21 protein-coding genes and 1 tRNA gene are annotated in these 17,966 nt (G+C 66.8%); 14 read left to right on the top strand and 8 right to left on the bottom strand.

The features are described from left to right. Positions 1-17: 17 nt before the first annotated feature. A complete protein-coding gene (locus tag EC845_RS18940) occupies positions 18-974 on the bottom strand; it encodes an alpha/beta fold hydrolase (RefSeq protein WP_123299847.1) in 957 nt (318 codons plus the stop codon). A gap of 216 nt (positions 975-1,190) precedes the next feature. Between EC845_RS18940 and EC845_RS18945 the strand changes: the two genes are divergently transcribed. The 4 genes from EC845_RS18945 (at position 1,191) to EC845_RS18960 (ending at position 4,162) form a co-directional block, all read left to right on the top strand. Then, positions 1,191-2,267, top strand: a complete 1,077-nt coding sequence (locus EC845_RS18945) for an aldo/keto reductase (RefSeq protein ID WP_123299700.1) — start codon at positions 1,191-1,193, stop codon at positions 2,265-2,267. Between the two features lie 69 nt (positions 2,268-2,336). Continuing rightward, positions 2,337-2,831: an aminoacyl-tRNA deacylase gene (locus tag EC845_RS18950; RefSeq protein ID WP_123299701.1), complete on the top strand. Its 495-nt coding sequence runs from the start codon at positions 2,337-2,339 to the stop codon at positions 2,829-2,831. A 170-nt stretch (positions 2,832-3,001) separates the two neighbouring features. Then, complete coding sequence (gene plsY / locus EC845_RS18955; RefSeq protein WP_233598185.1) at positions 3,002-3,724, top strand: glycerol-3-phosphate 1-O-acyltransferase PlsY; 723 nt, start codon at positions 3,002-3,004, stop codon at positions 3,722-3,724. Between the two features lie 78 nt (positions 3,725-3,802). Then, positions 3,803-4,162 carry a RidA family protein gene (locus tag EC845_RS18960; protein ID WP_123299703.1) on the top strand — a complete coding sequence of 120 codons (360 nt, stop codon included), beginning with the start codon at positions 3,803-3,805 and terminating at the stop codon, positions 4,160-4,162. 6 nt (positions 4,163-4,168) lie between these two features. On the opposite strand, the gene EC845_RS18965 is transcribed toward EC845_RS18960, so the two are convergent. Further along, positions 4,169-4,483, bottom strand: a complete 315-nt coding sequence (locus EC845_RS18965) for a hypothetical protein (protein ID WP_148077347.1) — start codon at positions 4,481-4,483, stop codon at positions 4,169-4,171. Here EC845_RS18965 and EC845_RS22415 point away from each other — a divergent pair. Beyond that, positions 4,478-4,636, top strand: coding sequence for a hypothetical protein (locus tag EC845_RS22415; protein ID WP_158615732.1), 159 nt, complete (start codon positions 4,478-4,480; stop codon positions 4,634-4,636). The two genes, EC845_RS18965 and EC845_RS22415, sit on opposite strands and share 6 nt — an antisense overlap. Before the next feature lie 24 nt (positions 4,637-4,660). Here the strand turns inward: EC845_RS22415 and EC845_RS18970 are convergent, their stop codons facing one another. Next, positions 4,661-5,146 carry a YajQ family cyclic di-GMP-binding protein gene (locus EC845_RS18970; RefSeq protein WP_123299705.1) on the bottom strand — a complete coding sequence of 162 codons (486 nt, stop codon included), beginning with the start codon at positions 5,144-5,146 and terminating at the stop codon, positions 4,661-4,663. A 257-nt stretch (positions 5,147-5,403) separates the two neighbouring features. Here EC845_RS18970 and murB point away from each other — a divergent pair, with 257 nt between their 5' ends. After that, on the top strand, positions 5,404-6,444 hold the full coding sequence (gene murB / locus EC845_RS18975; protein ID WP_123299706.1) for a UDP-N-acetylmuramate dehydrogenase: 1,041 nt from the start codon (positions 5,404-5,406) through the stop codon (positions 6,442-6,444). 25 nt (positions 6,445-6,469) lie between these two features. On the opposite strand, the gene EC845_RS18980 is transcribed toward murB, so the two are convergent. From EC845_RS18980 to EC845_RS18990, 3 genes are all read right to left on the bottom strand, one after another. Then, positions 6,470-7,492 carry a tripartite tricarboxylate transporter substrate binding protein gene (locus tag EC845_RS18980; protein WP_158615733.1) on the bottom strand — a complete coding sequence of 341 codons (1,023 nt, stop codon included), beginning with the start codon at positions 7,490-7,492 and terminating at the stop codon, positions 6,470-6,472. 178 nt (positions 7,493-7,670) lie between these two features. After that, positions 7,671-8,642 carry a 2-hydroxyacid dehydrogenase gene (locus EC845_RS18985; protein WP_123299708.1) on the bottom strand — a complete coding sequence of 324 codons (972 nt, stop codon included), beginning with the start codon at positions 8,640-8,642 and terminating at the stop codon, positions 7,671-7,673. A gap of 54 nt (positions 8,643-8,696) precedes the next feature. Next, positions 8,697-9,899 carry a mandelate racemase/muconate lactonizing enzyme family protein gene (locus tag EC845_RS18990; protein ID WP_123299709.1) on the bottom strand — a complete coding sequence of 401 codons (1,203 nt, stop codon included), beginning with the start codon at positions 9,897-9,899 and terminating at the stop codon, positions 8,697-8,699. A 259-nt stretch (positions 9,900-10,158) separates the two neighbouring features. Between EC845_RS18990 and EC845_RS18995 the strand changes: the two genes are divergently transcribed. Next, complete coding sequence (locus EC845_RS18995; RefSeq protein ID WP_158615734.1) at positions 10,159-10,854, top strand: FadR/GntR family transcriptional regulator; 696 nt, start codon at positions 10,159-10,161, stop codon at positions 10,852-10,854. A gap of 143 nt (positions 10,855-10,997) precedes the next feature. Here EC845_RS18995 and EC845_RS19000 read toward each other — a convergent pair whose 3' ends face one another. Beyond that, a complete protein-coding gene (locus EC845_RS19000) occupies positions 10,998-11,378 on the bottom strand; it encodes an Hsp20/alpha crystallin family protein (RefSeq protein WP_123299711.1) in 381 nt (126 codons plus the stop codon). A 207-nt stretch (positions 11,379-11,585) separates the two neighbouring features. Next, on the bottom strand, positions 11,586-11,954 hold the full coding sequence (locus EC845_RS19005; protein ID WP_123299712.1) for a hypothetical protein: 369 nt from the start codon (positions 11,952-11,954) through the stop codon (positions 11,586-11,588). A 148-nt stretch (positions 11,955-12,102) separates the two neighbouring features. Between EC845_RS19005 and EC845_RS19010 the strand changes: the two genes are divergently transcribed. The 7 genes from EC845_RS19010 (at position 12,103) to EC845_RS19040 (ending at position 17,909) form a co-directional block, all read left to right on the top strand. Further along, positions 12,103-12,606 (top strand): N-acetyltransferase, encoded by a 504-nt coding sequence (locus tag EC845_RS19010; RefSeq protein ID WP_233598173.1) that lies wholly within the window; start codon positions 12,103-12,105, stop codon positions 12,604-12,606. 154 nt (positions 12,607-12,760) lie between these two features. Further along, positions 12,761-13,024: a 30S ribosomal protein S15 gene (gene rpsO, locus EC845_RS19015; protein ID WP_123299714.1), complete on the top strand. Its 264-nt coding sequence runs from the start codon at positions 12,761-12,763 to the stop codon at positions 13,022-13,024. A gap of 209 nt (positions 13,025-13,233) precedes the next feature. Continuing rightward, complete coding sequence (pnp, locus tag EC845_RS19020) at positions 13,234-15,369, top strand: polyribonucleotide nucleotidyltransferase (protein WP_123299715.1); 2,136 nt, start codon at positions 13,234-13,236, stop codon at positions 15,367-15,369. Between the two features lie 45 nt (positions 15,370-15,414). Continuing rightward, positions 15,415-16,434, top strand: coding sequence for an NAD(P)H-quinone oxidoreductase (locus tag EC845_RS19025; RefSeq protein WP_123299716.1), 1,020 nt, complete (start codon positions 15,415-15,417; stop codon positions 16,432-16,434). Positions 16,435-16,472: 38 nt separating this feature from the next. Next, on the top strand, positions 16,473-17,219 hold the full coding sequence (tpiA, locus tag EC845_RS19030; RefSeq protein ID WP_123299717.1) for a triose-phosphate isomerase: 747 nt from the start codon (positions 16,473-16,475) through the stop codon (positions 17,217-17,219). Between the two features lie 38 nt (positions 17,220-17,257). After that, the gene (secG, locus tag EC845_RS19035; RefSeq protein ID WP_123299718.1) at positions 17,258-17,704 is read left to right on the top strand and encodes a preprotein translocase subunit SecG; all 447 of its coding nucleotides are present in this window, start codon (positions 17,258-17,260) and stop codon (positions 17,702-17,704) included. A gap of 120 nt (positions 17,705-17,824) precedes the next feature. Continuing rightward, positions 17,825-17,909: transfer RNA gene (locus EC845_RS19040), tRNA-Leu, on the top strand. Positions 17,910-17,966: the final 57 nt, after the last annotated feature.

Raw genomic sequence — 17,966 nt, forward strand, 5'->3', positions numbered from 1 at the left:
GCCGGCCCCGGCCCGTCTCAGCCGGCCAAAAAACCGCACACCAGCGCCGCCAGCGCTTCGGGCTGGTCGTGGTGCACGTTGTGCCCGGCCGGTCCGAGCCGTTCGATGCGCGCATGGGCAACCGCCTGCAGCCGGGCATGGAAATCATCCAGCGTGTAGCGGCCCTGCCACAAGCCGGCCATGGCATTGTCGCTGGCCTCCACCACCAGCACCGGCGCCCGGATCGCGCGCCACACCGCCGCCACTTCGTCGGCCCGGTAGAGCTGGGCGCTGACCACCTTGTGCGCGGCCTCGGCCAGGAGGTGCCATTGGCCGTCGGCACGCGGCTCGGCCCATTGCTGGGCCAGCCAGTCCGCCCTGGCGGGATCCAGGCGCGGGTTGGTGCGCACCAGCCGCCGTGCCACCGCACCTGCATCCGCATAGCCGCGCAGCGCCAGCGAGCCCCGGTGCAGATCGCGGATTTCGTCCAGCCATTGCGCGTAGCGCCCGGGGGCCTGGTCCGCCGTGCTCGCGGGCAGGCCGAATCCCTCGAGGTTGACCAGGCGCCGCACACGCTCGGGCCGTACGCCCGCATACAGCATGGCCACGTTGCCGCCCATGCTGTGGCCGACCAGGTCGACCGGACGATGCGGGCTGAGGGTATCGATCAGTGCGTCGAGATCGGCCAGATAGTCCGCAAACACCACGTGATCGGCCGCCGGCAGGGCGCTGTGGCCAAAGCCGCGCCAGTCGGGCGCGACGATGCGCCGGCCCTGCATGAAGGCCTCCGGCAAGGCATCGACCATGAACTGGTACGAGGCTCCCACGTCCATCCAGCCGTGCAGCAGCAACAGCAGCGGTTGTTCCTGTCCGCCGGAGGGCGCCGGCGGGGCTGGCTCGTCGTGCGCTTCGGCAGGCTCCCACACGTGCAGCCGATAGCGGCCTTGGCGGATCGGCACGTCCAGGGTGCCGGCGGGGCGCAGGGGTCGGTACATCGGCATGGCGTGTTCGGTCCGTCTTCGTTCTATGCGGTGGCAGGCCGTTCATCATAGGAGGACCGTGCCGTCCCCTGTCGGGGCCGCGCGCCCGTCTGCTCTCCTGCACAAAATCCGCAGGACTTTTACACTACGCGGCTGGCCCCCCCGCGCGGCGCGTGGACTGCAGCGGGAGCCTAGCCATGACGCCAGCCGTCAGCTTCAAGGATAGAACCGATGTCTGATTTTTCCCTGGTCCAGCTGGGCCGCAGCGACTTGAACGTCACCCCGATCTGCCTGGGCACCATGACCTTCGGCGAACAGGTCGACGAGGCCACCGCCTTTGCCATCCTCGACCGCTCGCTCGAACGCGGCGTCAACTTCATCGACACGGCCGAGATGTATGCGGTGCCCGCACGTGCCGAGACCTACGGCGCCACCGAGCGCATCCTCGGCAACTGGTTCGCCAGCCGTCCGGGCGCACGCGAACGCCTGGTGCTGGCCTCCAAGGTCGCCGGCCCCTCGCGCGGCTCCACCTGGATCCGCAACGGCAGCCAGAACCTCACGGCGGACGACATCGTCGCGGCCTGCGAGGACAGCCTGCGCCGCCTGAAGACCGACCACATCGACCTGTATCAGATCCACTGGCCGGTGCGCTCGGTGCCGGCCTTCGGCCGTGTCTACTACGACCCGACCGCCGACACGCCCGGCCTGTCGTCCATCCACGAACAACTGCAGGGCCTCGAACGCCTGGTGCGCGACGGCAAGGTGCGTGCCATCGGACTGTCGAACGAAACGCCCTATGGCGTCGGCGAGTTCGTCCGTCTGGCCGAGCAGCACGGCCTGCCCCGCGTGGCCAGCGTGCAGAACCCGTACTGCCTGGTCAACCGCGTCGTCGACAACGCGCTCGACGAAACGCTGCACCAGCTCGACGTGGGGCTGCTGGCCTATTCGCCGCTGGGCTTCGGTCTGCTGACGGGCAAGTACGACGAAAGCGGTTTCACCGGGCCGGGTGCGCCGGCCGGTGCCCGCATCGCGTCGTACGAATCGGTGCGCAAGCAGCGCTGGGGCCGCCCCGAAGCGCTCGAGGCCGCCCGGCTCTACAACCGGCTGGCATGCGACCACGCCTACACGCCCACCCAACTGGCCCTGGCCTTCTGCTACACCCGCTGGTCGGTGGCCAGCACCATCATCGGCGTGACCTCGGTGGCCCAGCTCGACGAGGACCTCGACGCCTGGGGCACCACGCTGTCGCCCGAACTGCTGGCCGCCATCGACCAGATCCGCTGGACCCACCGCGACCCGGCGGTCTGAACCCGCCCTCCGTTCGTCATTGACCGCGCCGGTACAGCCGCAGGGGCAGGCCGGCCTCCCGATTCCGTTATGGCCCGAAAAGACCACGTCAGCGAAACGCCCGCCACCCAACTGCTCAAACGCCACGGGGTGGCCTTCGTGCCGCTGGCCTACGAGTACCTGGATCATGGCGGCGCCCAGCACAGCGCCAGGGTGCTGGGCCTCGATCCGCATGCCGTGGTCAAGACGCTGGTCATGCAGGACCAGGACGCCCGGCCGCTGCTGGTGCTGATGCATGGCGACTGCCAGGTCTCGACCAAGAACCTGGCGCGCCAGATCGGCGCCAAGTCGGTCGAACCCTGCAAACCCGAGGTGGCCAACCGCCACAGCGGCTACCTGGTGGGCGGCACCTCGCCGTTCGCCACGCGGCGCGACATGCCGGTCTATATCGAGGACAGCATCCTCGCGCTCCCGCTGATCGCCATCAACGGCGGGCGCCGCGGATACCTGGTGCAGATCGCGCCGCAGGTCTGCGTCGAGCTGCTGGGTGCCCAGTCCGTGAACTGCGCCTTGCCGCTCGAGTAGTCCCGTTTTGTCCGATTCGTGTTTTTCGGCGGCCGTGCGGGTATTGCGCGATGCGCGCCGGGCACGAACTGGCAAAATGTGTCGCGTTCCGTCCGGCGGCAGGGGCCGGCCCCTCGACGAGGAGGCCGCTTGCCGCCAGAGATTCCGATCCCCGAGAGGAAACCCGTTTGTTGTCCGACTTTGTCTATCCCTTGCTGGCCGCCTGCGTGGCCTACCTGATCGGTTCGCTGAGCTTTGCCGTCATCGTCAGCCGGGCCATGGGCCTCAGCGATCCCCGCAGCTACGGCAGCGGCAATCCCGGCGCGACCAACGTGCTGCGCTCGGGCAGCAAGGCCGCGGCCATCATCACCCTGGTGCTCGACGCCGCCAAGGGCTGGCTGCCGGTGTGGGCGGTGAGTCTCTGGGGTCCGGCCTACGGCCTGCACGGCGGGACGGTCGCCCTGGTGGCGCTGGGCGCCTTCCTGGGCCATCTCTATCCCGTGTTCTTCCGTTTCCAGGGCGGCAAGGGCGTGGCCACCGCCGCCGGCGTGCTGATCGGCATCCAGGGCTGGCTGGGCCTGGCCGTGCTGTTGGTCTGGCTGGGCGTCGCCGTGCTGTCGCGTTATTCCTCGCTGGCCTCGCTGGTGGCGGCCCTGGCCGCGCCGGTCGTCTACCTGCTGGGCGACGGCACGCTCTGGTACACCGTCGATGCCGTGCTGCTGGCCATCGTCGTCATGAGTGCCCTGCTCATCTGGCGCCATCGGCAGAACATTTCCCGGCTCATGAAAGGCCAGGAATCGCGCATCGGCGACAAGAGCGCCAAAAAAGCCGCCGGCAAGCCGGGCGCGTCGCCGCGTTCCGCTGCCCCGGCCGCCAAACCCGTTTCATCCGGCACGGGACGGCGTCGCCGCTGAGTTCCTGCCGACCCGGGCAGCCGGCGTCCATCGAGGGCGCAGCGCTGCCTGTTCTTCCGATCGAAAGACCCGAACACCATGAGTGAATTCCAGCGCCTGCACGTCGGCCCGCGCCTGTCCGAACTGTCCGTCCACAACGGCGTGGTCTATCTCGCCGGCCAGGTGCCCGACGACGTCACCGAGGACATCAAGGGCCAGACCCGCCAGGTCCTGGGCATGATCGACCGCCTGCTGGCCGAGGTCGACAGCGACAAGTCCCGCCTGCTGATGGTGCAGATCTTCCTGCACGACATCCAGGATATCGGTGCGATGAACGAAGTCTGGGATGCATGGATCGGCGAAGTGCCCGGCCATGCGCCGCCGCGAGCCACCGTCGAGTCTCGGCTGGCCAACGCCCAGTACCGCATCGAGATCGTGGCCACGGCCGCGCAGAAGTAAGAGTCCTCAGCGCAGCCGCGTCGCCGCTTCGCCCGCCCGCAGCACCAGTTCACGTCCGAGCGTGCCATGGGGCCCGCCGGTCACGCGGACAATTGCCGTCGCAGGGGCGATCACCTTCAGCAGCGTCACGCTGCCGGCCGACTGCCCCTCGGCCAGGGTGCGCGGCACCCCCTCGTCGACCACCAGGCGTGCGTGCCGGCCGTCGACCACGGCCTCGAGCGCAATGCGCCGAATGGCCGGAGCCTGCGCCGCAATGGCCCGGCGCGCGCTGCTCTGTGCGTGCTCCGCCGGGGCATCGGCGGCCGGGGCAGGGCCATGCATCGCCAAGCCCGCCAGAACCACAGCGCCCAACACGGCTGCCCGGCCCAGCGCTCCGACCGGCGTTCCAGCCGGCCCCGGACGGCATGGCATGGCGCCGCAGCCATCGGGCCGGCGGTCATCCTCGCGATCGAGCCGGGCGCCTGGCATGCCTGAGAGCCCTCCCGTTCGCCGGTCCGCTCAGTCGCGGAAATTGTTGAACGACAACGGCACGTCGGTCACGTCCTTGCGGATCAGCGCCATCGTGGCCTGCAGATCGTCGCGTTTGGTGCCCGTCACCCGCACGGCGTCGCCCTGGATGGCGGCCTGCACCTTCAGTTTGCTGTCCTTGATCAGGCGTTGCAGTTTCTTGCCCAGGTCGGACTCGATGCCGTTGCGGATCTTCACGGTCTGCTTGACCTTGTCGCCGCCGATCTTCTGCGGTTTCTCGATGTCGAGGAAACGCACGTCGACATTGCGTTTGGTCAGCTTGTTGCGCAGGATGTCCTCGACCTGCGTGAGCTGGAATTCGGCATCGCCGAACATCGTGATTTCCTTGTCCTTGAGCTCGATATTGGCCGAGGTGCCCTTGAAGTCGAAACGCGTTCCGATTTCCTTGGCCGCGTTCTCCACGGCGTTTTTCACCTCGACGAAGTCGGCTTCACAAACGATGTCAAAAGAAGGCATGGGGGGTGTGTTCCTGGCTGCGGCCCCTGGGCCGGGTGGGGGCAGGGGCGGTTGGATGATGAAAAGAGTGAATGGGAGAATGGTAGTCGAGAATGACGGTCACTCCGTGGGAGAGCCTCGCTCGACCGGTTGGACACAGAACCCGTCTGGCGGATCTGCCACCGAGCGCGCGCGAATGCGCCGGTCGGCTGCGGGCCGGGTCGGAAATTCTCCACGTGCGATCTCGGGGCGCAGGGCCGGATGAGAAAATGGCGTCCATGTTAGTCGAGAACCAGGTCCCCCTTCAGCGCTACAACACCTTCGGCATCGTTGCCAAGGCGCATGCGCTTGTCCGTATCCGCGACGAGCAGGACGTCCGCGCCCTGGCCGCCGATCCCGCCCTGGCCGCCAGCCCCAAGTTCATCCTGGGCGGCGGCAGCAACATCGTGATCACCGGCGATGTTCGTCCGCTGGTGCTCAAGGTCGAAATCATGGGCCGCCGTCTGCTGCACGAAGACGAGCACGCCTGGATCGTCGAGGCGGGCGCAGGCGAAACCTGGCACGAGCTGGTGGCCTGGACCGTCGAGCAGGGCTTGCCCGGCCTCGAGAACATGGCGCTCATCCCCGGCACCGTCGGTGCCGCCCCGGTGCAGAACATCGGTGCCTACGGCGTCGAACTGCAGGATCGCTTCGAATCGCTCGACGCCATCGACCTCGCCAGCGGCGAGTCCTTCACGCTGAGCGCCGCACAGTGCGGCTTCGGTTACCGCGACTCGGTCTTCAAGCACGCCGCCGCGCAGCCGGGCGACTTCGGCCTGGCCGGCCGGGCCCTCATCACCCGTGTGCGCCTGCGCCTGCCCAAGGCCTGGCGGCCCGAGCTCGGTTACCTCGATCTGCAGAAGCGGCAGGAGGAAACCGGTGTCGAGCAGCCCACTGCACGGGACATCTTCGGCTGGGTCTGCGACATCCGGCAGAACAAACTGCCGGATTGGCGCGTCGTCGGCAATGCGGGCAGTTTCTTCAAGAACCCGACCGTCACCGCCGAACAATGTGCCGACATCATCGGGCGCGAGCCCCGCATCGTTCACTACCAGCTCGACGACGGCAGTTTCAAGCTGGCGGCCGGCTGGCTCATCGATGCCTGCGGCTGGAAAGGCAAAAGCATGGGGCACGCCGCCGTCTACGACCGCCAGGCCCTGGTGTTGGTCAACCGCGGCGGCGCCACCGGCGGCGAAGTGGTCACGCTGGCCCGGGCCATCCAGACCAGTGTCTACGAGCGCTTCGGCATCCGGCTCGAGCCCGAGCCCGTGATCGTCTGAGCGCAGGCCCCAGCCGGATTCCGGCTCAATCCGCCTTGATGTTGTTGTCCTTGACGACCTTGCCCCAGCGCACGGTTTCTTCCTTCATCCATTGGCTGATCTCCGTGCGGTTCTTGCCGACGGGCTCCGATCCCAGTTCCTGCAGGCGCTGGCGGATCTCGGGCTGCGCGACGATGCGATGGATCTCGGCTTCCAGCTTGTCCAGGATGGCCTGGGGCGTACCGGCCGGTGCCAGCAGGCCCTGCCAGGATCCCGTGACGAAGCCCGGAATGGTTTCCGCCACCGTCGGCACATTCGGAATCGTGCTGAAACGCTGGGCACTGGTCACGGCCACCGCCTTGACCTTGCCGCCCTGAACCAGAGGCGCGGTCGCCAGCACGCTGGCCATGGCCGAGTCGATCTGTCCACCGGCCAAGTCGGCCAGCGCTTGCGCTCCGCCCTTGTAGCCGATCACATTGAGCTCGAACCCACGGTTCTGCGCCAGCACCACGCCGGCCAACTGGCTGATCGCGGCCAGCGGCGTGCCGAAGCTCAGCGGCTGTCCGCTGCTCTTGGCGTAACGCGTGAGCTCGTCGAGATTGCTGGCCGGCAGATCGTTGCGGACCACCAGCAGGTGGGGCGAATAGGCCGGGATCGCGATGGGTGCGAGATCGCGCACCGGATCGTAGTTGAGCTGTGGCATCACGCCCGGGCCGATGGTCAGCACACTCATGTCGAGCAGCAGCAGGTTGTAGCCGTCGGGTGCCGATTTCGCGACATAAGAGGCACCGATGTGCCCATTGGCACCGGCCTTGTTTTCCACCACCACCGTCTGCTTGAGCGAACTGCCCAGTTCCTTGGCCAGCAGCCGTGCCAGCACGTCCGAGGTTCCGCCCGGTGGGTTGGGCACCGTGATGCGGATCATCTTGCTGGGATAGGCCTGTGCGCTGTCCTGCGCCTGCACGCTGCCGGCCGTCCAGGTCGCCACGGCCGCGGCCAGTGGCAGGCAGGCACGGAGCAGGGCTCGGCGGCTGCCGGACCGGCGGATGCGAAAAGAGTCGAAAGTCATGGTCGTTGTCTCCTGGTGTCGTTGAATCGATAGGCAAAGCAGCGGCATACCCGGCCTCTGACGGGGTGTGTTCGGATTCGATGAAAGCGTGGTGCCGGTGATCGGCGCGGTTCCGCTGAACGGGACCGGTCTGCGGGGCTGGCCGGCAGGCGCCGCCGGTTCAGCCGCCGGCCGGCATTCAGCGCGACCGGTAGATCACGTTCTCGGGCTCGAGGCCCTGCGCCACCCGCATCGTGTTGTGGGCGATGAAGGCATATCGCCGCTCCAGCAGCGCGGGCGTGATGGCCGAGATGTGAGGTGTGCCGCGCACATTCGGCAGCTCATGCAGAGGCCAGCGCGACGGCGGCGCCGGCGTCTGGCCGGCCTTGGGGTAGCTGTACCAGACATCCAGTGCGGCACGGCCCAGTTGCCCGCCGGTCAGCGCGTGATAGAGCGCTTCTTCGTCCACCACCTCGGCCCGTGCCACGTTGACCAGCAGGGCGCCGGGCGGCATCAGCGCCAGTTGTCGCGCGCCGATCAGGCCGCGCGTGCTGTCGTCGAGCGGACAGCACAGCACCAGGGCCTGTGCCCGCGGCAGCACCGAGGCCAGTTCCGCAACCGCCACGGTCTCGTCGGCCAGGCCGGCTGCCGGGCCCTCGGTCGCTGCCCGTCCGCTGCGCGTCACGGCCACCACCCGCATGCCGAAAGCCCGTGCCCGGCGTGCGATTTCCTGCCCGATATGCCCAAAACCGACCAGCACCAGCGTCTTGCCCCAGGCCTCGTCGTGCTGAGGCCTGGCCTTGTAGACCTCCGCCCAGGCCTGCGCATCGAGTCGGGAGGGGTACTTCCAGAGCTGCAACTGATGTTCGAGTACCGCATGCAGCGTGAATTCGGCGATCGGCACCTCGTGTCCGTGCACATTGCTCACCGGCAGACCCGCCGGCAGAGCCTCGCAGGCAATCTGTTCCCAGCCCGCGCCGGGCACCTGCAGCAACCGGCAGCGCAGCCGCGCGGCCTGCTGCGGGTTGATCTGGTTGCAGACCACCACGTCGGCGGCGATCTCGCCGCTGTCGGCAAAGGCCGGTATGCCCTCGACGCGGTGTTCGGGGCCCAGCAGCGATTGCAGCCGGGGTGCATGAGGGGCGTGCAGGCCCGCGATCAGGATGTGCATGGAGGCGCGTGAAACGAGTTTGAAAGAAGGACGAAGAGCCGGGCCGTGTGCCGTTCAGGCTTTGCGGGTCTCGCGCACGATCAGCCCGGGCTTCTGTTTGAACGCCGGCGCCAGCCGGGTGCCCAGACCGACCGCCGTGGGCGGCAGCGCCATGCCGTTGTCGATCACCGGCAGGTGCGTGACGATGTCGCGATACCACGTGGCCAGCGTTGCCCGCACCACCTCCTGGTAGATCGCCGTCGGCGCATGCAGCGCCATGTGCAGGCCGGCCATCAGCGTGATCGGACCGGTGCAGTCATGCGGGGCCAGGGGCTTGTTGTAGGCCTGCGCGAGCGCGGCGATCTTGCGGCCCTCGGTGAAACCGCCGCACCAGGCCAGATCCAGCATCACCACGTCCAGCGCGTCCTGCGCCAGCAGATCCCGGAAGGGGCGAAGGCCGCCCAGCGTCTCGCTGCCGCAGATCGGTACCCGCGTGCGGCGGCGCAAGTCGGCCAGGCCTTGCGGATCGTCCATCTTGTTGAGCGGATCCTCGACCCAGAACACACCGAATTCCTCGAGCGCCTGACAGATGCGCAGCGCCGAATGGGCCCCGAAGAGGCTGTGCAGCTCGCACATCACCTCGATGCGATTGCCCACGGCTTCGCGGATCTGGCGGAAAGGCTGCAGCCCTTTCTCCAGGTCCGGCAGGCTGATCATGTGGCCTGCGCTGGCCGGTGCATAGATGTCGAAAGGCCAGATCTTCATGGCCTTGTAGCCTTCGTCGACCAGGCTGGTGGCCAGTGCGCCGGCATCCCGCATGAACGCCACCTGATCGTCGTAGGGGCCCGCGGACTGGTCGTCGCCGGTGATGTCGCGCCGCTGTCCGGTGGTATTGAAAGCGTAGCCCGCGCAGGTGTTGTAGACCGGCACGCTCGAGCGGGCGCCGCCGCCCAGCGCCTGATACACCGGCACGCCCTGGCGTTGTCCGGCCAGGTCCCAGAGTGCGATGTCGATCGCGCTGGCCGACCGCACCTCCACGCCCGAACCGTTGTAGCCCACATAGGGCGTGAGCAGATGGCGCGAGATGCCCTCGATGTGGCGTGCGTCGCGGCCCAGCAGCCAGGGTGCCAGTTCTTCGTGCAGGCAGGTCTCGACGCTGGCCGCGCCCCGGAAGGTTTCGCCCAGGCCGGTCAGGCCGTCGTCGGTCTCGAGTTCCAGCCAGATCAGGCTGGGACGGTCGGGCAGGCGGTAGGTGCGCAGGCAGGTGATCGTGGACATGGATGACAAAGCCGAAAACTGGAAGGAACACGGAAAGAAAACACGGCAGCACGCCAGGCCGAAGCCGCAGACGGGCTGCGGCATGCCTTGCACAGCGTGCGACCCAGCCGCTGTCCGTGCTGAAGCGCAGTATCGCGGGCAGCCTTCCTTTGTGTCAATATCTGTTATTTTTATGATTACCCTGTTAAAAGCTGTTTGTGTTTGCCGAAAGAGTCATCACAGCTGCAGACAGGGCCAAAGTCGGTCAAACTCACGCTCTATGAATAGCCCTGCTGCCGACCGCCTCCTCAAGGACAAGGTCTACGACGATTTGCTGCGTTTGCTGGGCACTCCCGGCTTCGAGTCCCAGGCCCGGATGCCGGGCGAGAATGCGATGGCCCAGCGGCTCTCCGTCTCGCGGCCCGTTTTGCGCCAGGCGCTGGCGCGATTGCGCGAAGAAGGGCGCATCCATACCCGCAAGGGCTCGGGCAACTTCGTGGCCGAGGTTTTGCCGCAGGGCAAGGGCATGGACTACGGTCCGCTCACCAACATCCCCGACATCCGGGCGTTTCTCGAGTTCCGTTGCAGCATCGAAGGCGAGGCCGCAGCGCGTGCGGCGCTCAACTGCACGCCGGCCCAGATGGCCGATATCCGCTTGCACCGCGAGCGTTTCGATGCAGCGCTTGCGGCAGGCGATTCGGCCATGGAGGAAGACATTGCCTTCCATGCGGCGATCGCGCAGGCCAGCGGCAACCGTTTCTACGGCATGACCCTCGCAGCGCTGGCGCAGCAGACCCGTTTTGCCATCGGGCTGGTTCGCAGCCTGGGCGGCCGCTCGCGCGACGACCGGCTGTCGGACGTGCGCCGCGAGCATGCCGCCATCGAAGCCGCCATCGCCCAAGGCGATGCGGCCGCCGCACGGCTCGCCATGGAGGAGCACCTGAAAAGCGGGATCGACCGGCTGTTCGGGCATTGAGATCCACGCCACGGCCTGGCATCGGCCCGCGCGGGTCTCTTTGGCATAAAAAAACCGCGAGCAGGCTCGTGCCCGGTCGCGGAGAGCATCTGCCTCTGGCACTGCCGGGCCGGCTGCAGCGGCCTGGCCCGGCAGCCAGGGCGTCAGTCGATGGACAGCGTCGTCGACGTTTTCTGCGGCACGGTCTTGCCGATCACCAGCGTCAGCACGCCGTGCTCGAGCTTCGCCGAACTGGCCTGGGTATCGATGGCCAGCGGAAACTCGTAGGCCAGCTTGACCTTGCGAGCCGCATCGTCCGTGCTGGCGATACGCAGCACGCTGTCTTCGATGGTGAGGGTCAATTGCTCGCGGCTCAGGCCGGGCAGATCGAGCGACAGCGTCCAGCTCGTCTCGTTCTCGGTGAAACGTTGCGATGTGCGCGCGGACGGCTGCACGGTGTCGCCGATGAAGCGTTCGAACGAACGATCGAAGGAACGCAGGGCGGGCGAATAGCTCAGGGAGCGCAGGGAAGGCGTCAGGAACATAGGTGTCTTTCAGATGAAACGGTTGACGTTCAAAACCGCGGCGATCCGATGGGACGGGTGTCGAACTGGCTGCCGCTTGATGCAGATCTGCGATCGTCCAGACACTTTTCAAGCCTTTATATTTTTGTCTCGGCGATCTTGAAAAAGACACGTAAGCCCTGACCATCATTGATGATTCAGGTTGCTGAAGGCTGCTGCACGGCCGCCTCAGCGCCGGGGTCGGGCGTACCCCAGGCAGACGCCCGAATTCGGATGGCCCCGGCACTCGCGCTGCAGCCGCTGGTCGCGCTGCGTGACGCTTTCGCCGCCCGAGCCGCGCGGGCCCGGCGGTGGCGTCTGGGCCCGCTTGCGCGTTCGGCGCGCAGGCGCTGCCGAGCCGGCTTCGCTGTTCGGGCCCTGCCTGAAAAGGCCTTGGCGATGCGTGGTCGGCCATTGCATGGCTGGCAATCGCAGGGCCGGACTGGCGAGGTCGGCCGCGGCCCGGTGTTGGGCCGAACGATGCCGAGGCTCGGGCGCGGTTGCCGCCAGGACCCCGTGCGCGGCGGCGGCCATCGCCACCAGCCCGATCCAGCGCATCGGCCCCCGGAGCCTGCGCCCGGCCTGGCTGTGCGACACTGCGCCCGAACTTGCCCTTACTGCTGTCTGTCCCATGATTGTCGATTCCTCTCCGCCATCGGCGGCCGCACCATTGTTGCCAGGCAACCCAACGACTGTCGAGATCGTCGTGGCCGATTACGCGCATGGGCCGCATGCCGACGCCGTGGTGGCGCTGCTCGATGCCTATGCGCGCGATCCCATGGGCGGTGGGCAGCCGCTGCCGGAGCACGCACGCCGTACCCTGGTGCCGCAGCTCGCCGCGTTTCCGCATGCCTTGAGCCTGCTGGCCTATGTTCCGGCCGCAGCAGGGCAGGGCGGCGAGGCCGGATCCGCACCCCGGCCGGTCGGTCTGCTCAATGCCTTCATGGGCTTTTCCACCTTCAAGGCCCAACCCTTGCTCAATGTGCACGATGTGGCCGTGCTCGAGGCCTTCCGCGGCCGCGGTATTGCCCGGGCGCTGATGGCCGAAGCCGAGCGGCAGGCGCGCCTGCGCGGCTGCTGCAAGCTCACGCTGGAAGTGCTGGCCGGCAATGCCGTCGCGCAGCGCGCCTACCGCAGTCAGGGCTATGCGCCCTACGATCTGGGCGAGAGCCAGGGGCAGGCGCAGTTCTGGCAGAAGTGGCTGGATTGACCCGGTTTGGGGTGCGTGGCGGCATGGCGTATAATCCCGAAGTTCTGCGTGGCGCCTTTGTCGATTCCCATCGAATGGGCAGGCCAGCCATGCGGATCATTCACGGCGCGGGGATTTCCCCCTGCGTTCGCCTGTCGTTTTTCTAGGAAACATCATGACCCAACTCAACAAGGCAGAAGTCATTGCCGACAACGCACGTGCCGCTGGCGATACCGGCAGCCCCGAAGTGCAAGTCGCTCTGCTGACCGCCCGCATCAACGAACTGACGCCCCACTTCAAGCAACACGCCAAGGACCACCATGGTCGCCGCGGCCTGCTGCGCATGGTCAGCCGCCGTCGCAAGCTGCTCGACTACCTGAAGTCCAAGGACGCCGATCGTTACACCGCGCTGATCGCCAAGCTGGGCCTGCGCAAGTAAGCACCGATTGCACAAGAACGCCTGAGTTAGCCCGCTAGCTCAGGCGTTTTTTACTTCGGAGTACGGAATCGCGAATACGCGCTGTGTCATTCCACAAGGCCCCGCCCCCGCGCAGCAGGCCGGGTCCTTCTGGAATGGCATCGTGTTCGATTTCCTCTCCGGCCTTACCAGGCAAGGATTGCCTGCTCTTCAAATTGGAGTATTCGTACATGAGCATTTTCAACAAAGTCACCAAGACCTTCCAATGGGGCCAGCACACCGTCAAGCTCGAAACCGGTGAAGTGGCCCGTCAGGCCTCCGGTGCCGTGCTCGTCGACATCGAAGGCACCGTGGTGCTCGCCACCGTGGTCGCAGCCAAGACCGCCAAGTCCGGCCAGGACTTCTTCCCCCTGACCGTCGACTACATCGAGAAGACCTACGCCGCAGGCAAGATCCCCGGCAGCTTCTTCAAGCGTGAAGCCAAGCCCAGCGAACTCGAGACGCTGACCAGCCGCCTGATCGACCGCCCGATCCGCCCGCTGTTCCCCGAAGGCTTCTACAACGACGTGCACGTCGTGATCCACACCGTCTCGCTCAACCCCGAAGTCGACGCCGACATCGCGGCCCTGATCGGCACCAGTGCAGCCCTGTCCATTTCGGGCATCCCCTTCAGCGGCCCCATCGGCGCAGCCCGCGTGGGCTACGTCAATGGCGAGTACGTGCTCAACCCGGGCCAGACCCAGCGCAAGGATTCGCAGCTCGATCTGGTCGTCGCCGGCACCGAAGCCGCCGTGCTGATGGTCGAATCCGAAGCCCAGCAACTGTCCGAAGACATCATGCTGGGTGCCGTGGTCTACGGCCACGAGCAGAGCCAGGTCGCCATCAACGCCATCCATGAACTGGTGCGCGAAGCCGGCAAGCCCGTCTGGGACTGGCAGCCGCCCGCCAAGGACGAGCCCTTCATCGCCAAGGTTTCCGCCCTGGCCGAAGACAAGCTGCGTGCCGCCTACCAGATCCGCAGCAAGCAAGCCCGTACCCAAGCCCTGCGCGAAACCACGGCCGGCGTGCTCGCTTCGCTCAAGGAAGAAGGCGTCGAATTCGACGCCGTCAAGGTCGAAGGCCTGCTGTTCGACATCGAAGCCCGCATCGTGCGCAGCCAGATCCTGGCCGGCGAGCCGCGCATCGACGGTCGCGACACACGCACCGTGCGTCCCATCGAGATCCGCAACAGCGTGCTGCCCCGTACCCACGGTTCGGCCCTCTTCACGCGTGGCGAGACCCAGGCGCTGGTCGTGACCACGCTGGGCACCGAACGCGACGCTCAGCGCATCGACGCGCTGGCCGGCGAATTCGAAGACCGCTTCCTGTTCCACTACAACATGCCTCCCTTTGCCACCGGCGAAGTCGGCCGCATGGGCTCCACCAAGCGCCGTGAAATCGGCCACGGCCGCCTGGCCAAGCGCGCGCTCGTCGCCGTGCTGCCGAGCAAGGACGAGTTCCCCTACACCGTCCGCGTGGTCTCCGAGATCACCGAGTCCAACGGCTCCTCGTCGATGGCTTCGGTCTGCGGCGGCTGCCTCTCCATGATGGACGCCGGCGTGCCGCTCAAGGCACACGTGGCCGGCATCGCCATGGGCCTGATCAAGGAAGACAACCGTTTTGCCGTGCTGACCGACATCCTGGGCGATGAAGATCACCTCGGCGACATGGACTTCAAGGTCGCTGGTACCGGCAACGGCATCACCGCACTGCAGATGGACATCAAGATCCAGGGCATCACCAAGGAAATCATGCAAGTGGCCCTGGCGCAAGCCAAGGAAGCCCGCCTGCACATCCTGGGCAAGATGACCGAAGCCCTGGGCGAAGCCAAGGCCGAAGTCTCCAGCTTCGCGCCTCGCCTGTTCAGCTTCAAGATCAACCCCGAGAAGATCCGCGACGTCATCGGCAAGGGCGGCTCGACCATCCGTGCCCTGACCGAAGAAACCGGCACGCAGATCGACATCGGCGAAGACGGCACCATCACCATCGCCTCCAACGATTCCGCCAAGGCTGACGAAGCCCGCCGCCGCATCGAGGAAATCACGGCCGAAGTCGAAATCGGCAAGGTCTACGAAGGCCCCGTGGTCAAGATCCTCGACTTCGGCGCGCTGATCAACGTGCTGCCCGGCAAGGATGGCCTGCTGCACATCAGCCAGATCGCGCACCAGCGCGTCGAGAAGGTCACCGACTTCCTGCAGGAAGGCCAGATCGTCAAGGTCAAGGTGCTCGAGACCGACGAAAAGGGTCGCATCAAGCTGTCCATGAAGGCTCTGCTGGACCGTCCCGCGCCTGCCGCTTACGCTGCAGACCAGGGCGACCCGGCCTGATCCACGCACTCGGCAACCTGTCGGCATACCGCAAGGCGAGCATCCATGAAAGCCATCGAGATCAGCAGTTACGGCGCGCCTGAGGTGCTGCGCGCCTGTGTGCGCCCCGATCCGGTGGCTGGCGTGGGCGAGGCGCTCATCCGTGTCGCGGCATCCGGTGTCAACCGGCCCGACGTGCTGCAGCGCACCGGCAACTACCCGGTGCCGCCCGGCGCCTCCGACCTGCCGGGGCTCGAATGCGCCGGCATCGTCGAGGCCGGCGACACCGAGGCGCTCGCCGCGGCCGGTCTGAAGGTCGGCGATGCGGTCTGTGCCCTGGTGGCCGGCGGCGCCTACGCCGAACTGTGCGTGGCGCCGGTCGGCCAGTTGCTGCCCGTGCCCAAGGGCTGGAGCCTCCAGGATGCGGCGACCCTGCCCGAGACGTTCTTCACGGTGTGGAGCAACGTCTTCGAGCGCGGCCGCCTGCAGCCGGGCGAAACCCTGCTGGTGCAGGGCGGCACCAGCGGCATCGGCGTGACGGCCATCCAGTTGGCCAAGGCCTGGGGGGCGACCGTCATCGTCACGGCGGGCAGCGACGACAAGTGCCGAGCCTGCCTCGACCTGGGCGCCGATCACGCCATCAACTACAAGACCGAAGACTTCGCCGAGCGCGTCAAGGCCCTGACCGACGGTCGCGGTGCCGATGTCATCCTCGACATGGTCGCCGGCAGCTATGTCGCGCGCGAGATCGCCTGCCTGGCCGATGACGGCCGCCTGGTCATCATTGCCGTGCAAGGCGGCGTCAAGTCCGAGTTCAATGCCGGTCAGGTGCTGCGCCGGCGCCTGACGTTGACCGGCTCCACTCTGCGTCCCCGTCCTGTGGCATTCAAGGCGGCCATCGCGCAGGCCTTGCGGGCTCAGGTCTGGCCGATGCTCGAGCAAGGTCGTGTGCAGGCGGTCGTGCACAGCCGTTTTGCGGCTCTGGCTGCCGGCGACGGTTACGACAACGGCGCCGCGCGCGCGCATGCGCTGATGGAATCCGGTTCGCATGTCGGCAAGATCGTGCTCGACTGGACGGCGGCCTGAGCGGTTGCCCCATCGATTCTTATCTAGAGACTCTACCTATGCCCAAGACCCTGATCGCTGGCAACTGGAAAATGAACGGCAGCCTGGCTGCCAACGAGCGCCTCTGGCTGGAACTCGCTGCCGGCCTGGCCGCCGGCGGCACCGGCGCGGCCCAGGCCGCGCTGTGCGTGCCGGCCGTCTACCTCGAGCAGATGCAGGCGCTCATGGCGCAGAGCGGTGTGGCTCTGGGTGCGCAGGATGTCTCGGCTCAGGCCTCGGGTGCCTACACCGGAGAGGTCTCGGCCGCCATGCTGCAGGATTTCGGCGTGCAGTACGTCATCGTCGGCCATTCCGAGCGGCGCCAATACCACGGCGAGACCGATGCGGTGGTCGCCGCCAAGGCCCGCGCCGCGCTCGACGCCGGCATCGTGCCCATCGTCTGTGTCGGTGAAACGCTCGAGCAGCGCGAAGCCGGCGAAACCGCTTCGGTCGTCGGCGGTCAGCTGGCCGCCGTCCTGGCGGTGCTCGGTGCGGATGCTGCTCGCGCAGTCGTCGCCTACGAGCCCGTCTGGGCCATCGGGACCGGCCGCACCGCCAGCCCCGAGCAGGCTCAAGAGGTCCATGCCTCGCTGCGGGCGCAACTGGCCGAGGCCGGCGCCCAGGATGTGCCTCTGCTGTACGGCGGCAGCATGAATGCGGCCAATGCTGCATCCTTGCTGGCACAGCCCGATGTCAACGGCGGCTTGATCGGCGGTGCGTCGCTCAAGGCCGCCGATTTCTTGAAAATCATTGCTTCAGCCCAATAACAACACGGGCCCCAGAGAGAAAGTTTGAGGAGTTATCCATGAATGCAGTTCTGACCATCGTCTTGGCTGTGCAGCTGTTGTCGGCCATCGCCATGGTGGTGCTGATCCTGTTGCAGCAAGGCAAGGGCGCCGACATGGGCGCCGCCTTCGGTAGCGGGGCTTCCGGCAGCCTGTTCGGTGCCTCCGGCAGTGCCAACTTCCTGTCGCGCAGCACGGCTGTGCTGGCCGGGCTGTTCCTGGTCGCCACACTCACCTTGGCGTATTTTGGCAACCGTCCTGCCGGCAGCGGCGGCTCGAACAGCGTGCTCGACAACCTGCCCGTGCCCGCCCAGCAGCAGCCCGCCCGCCCGGTCGACCAGATCCCTGGCGCCGCTACGCCCGGCAGCACGGCTCCGGCAGCCCCTGCGGCCGCCGACAACTCGGTGCCCGCACCCGTTCAGACAGCGCCTTCCGCCCCGGTGGATGGTCAAGCTACAACCAAGTGAGTTGTTCGGGTAAGAGGTCTTGTACAGGACCTCTCGTTTTTTCAGAGTAGAATCGAGGACTGTTCAGAAAGCCAAATAACTGCCTCAAAAACAGTTCCTCATGCCATCTGGATATGACTAGCCGTCGTGGTGAAATTGGTAGACACGCTATCTTGAGGGGGTAGTGGCGAAAGCTGTGCGAGTTCGAGTCTCGCCGACGGCACCATATAAATCTCATCGATGGGTTTTCCCTGTGCGGAAACCTGTCGGTGACGCGATGAAG

Source organism: Comamonas sp. BIGb0124 (genome assembly GCF_003752175.1).
In the GTDB taxonomy this organism is placed as follows: domain Bacteria; phylum Pseudomonadota; class Gammaproteobacteria; order Burkholderiales; family Burkholderiaceae_C; genus Comamonas_F.

Bases quoted from the DNA above. Each gene is read 5' to 3' on its own strand.
- EC845_RS18965 (WP_148077347.1), bottom strand. From the start codon at position 4,483: ATGCATGGCCCTGCCCCGGCCGCCGATGCCCCGGCGGAGCACGCACAG.
- EC845_RS18985 (WP_123299708.1), bottom strand. From the start codon at position 8,642: ATGCACATCCTGATCGCGGGCCTGCACGCCCCTCATGCACCCCGGCTG.
- EC845_RS18970 (WP_123299705.1), bottom strand. From the start codon at position 5,146: ATGCCTTCTTTTGACATCGTTTGTGAAGCCGACTTCGTCGAGGTGAAA.
- EC845_RS22415 (WP_158615732.1), top strand. From the start codon at position 4,478: ATGCATCGCCAAGCCCGCCAGAACCACAGCGCCCAACACGGCTGCCCG.
- EC845_RS19025 (WP_123299716.1), top strand. From the start codon at position 15,415: ATGAAAGCCATCGAGATCAGCAGTTACGGCGCGCCTGAGGTGCTGCGC.
- EC845_RS18990 (WP_123299709.1), bottom strand. From the start codon at position 9,899: ATGTCCACGATCACCTGCCTGCGCACCTACCGCCTGCCCGACCGTCCC.
- rpsO (WP_123299714.1), top strand. From the start codon at position 12,761: ATGACCCAACTCAACAAGGCAGAAGTCATTGCCGACAACGCACGTGCC.
- EC845_RS18980 (WP_158615733.1), bottom strand. From the start codon at position 7,492: ATGACTTTCGACTCTTTTCGCATCCGCCGGTCCGGCAGCCGCCGAGCC.
- EC845_RS18950 (WP_123299701.1), top strand. From the start codon at position 2,337: ATGGCCCGAAAAGACCACGTCAGCGAAACGCCCGCCACCCAACTGCTC.
- secG (WP_123299718.1), top strand. From the start codon at position 17,258: ATGAATGCAGTTCTGACCATCGTCTTGGCTGTGCAGCTGTTGTCGGCC.
- EC845_RS19000 (WP_123299711.1), bottom strand. From the start codon at position 11,378: ATGTTCCTGACGCCTTCCCTGCGCTCCCTGAGCTATTCGCCCGCCCTG.
- murB (WP_123299706.1), top strand. From the start codon at position 5,404: ATGTTAGTCGAGAACCAGGTCCCCCTTCAGCGCTACAACACCTTCGGC.
- EC845_RS18995 (WP_158615734.1), top strand. From the start codon at position 10,159: ATGAATAGCCCTGCTGCCGACCGCCTCCTCAAGGACAAGGTCTACGAC.
- EC845_RS19005 (WP_123299712.1), bottom strand. From the start codon at position 11,954: ATGCGCTGGATCGGGCTGGTGGCGATGGCCGCCGCCGCGCACGGGGTC.
- pnp (WP_123299715.1), top strand. From the start codon at position 13,234: ATGAGCATTTTCAACAAAGTCACCAAGACCTTCCAATGGGGCCAGCAC.
- EC845_RS18960 (WP_123299703.1), top strand. From the start codon at position 3,803: ATGAGTGAATTCCAGCGCCTGCACGTCGGCCCGCGCCTGTCCGAACTG.
- EC845_RS18940 (WP_123299847.1), bottom strand. From the start codon at position 974: ATGTACCGACCCCTGCGCCCCGCCGGCACCCTGGACGTGCCGATCCGC.
- tpiA (WP_123299717.1), top strand. From the start codon at position 16,473: ATGCCCAAGACCCTGATCGCTGGCAACTGGAAAATGAACGGCAGCCTG.
- EC845_RS18945 (WP_123299700.1), top strand. From the start codon at position 1,191: ATGTCTGATTTTTCCCTGGTCCAGCTGGGCCGCAGCGACTTGAACGTC.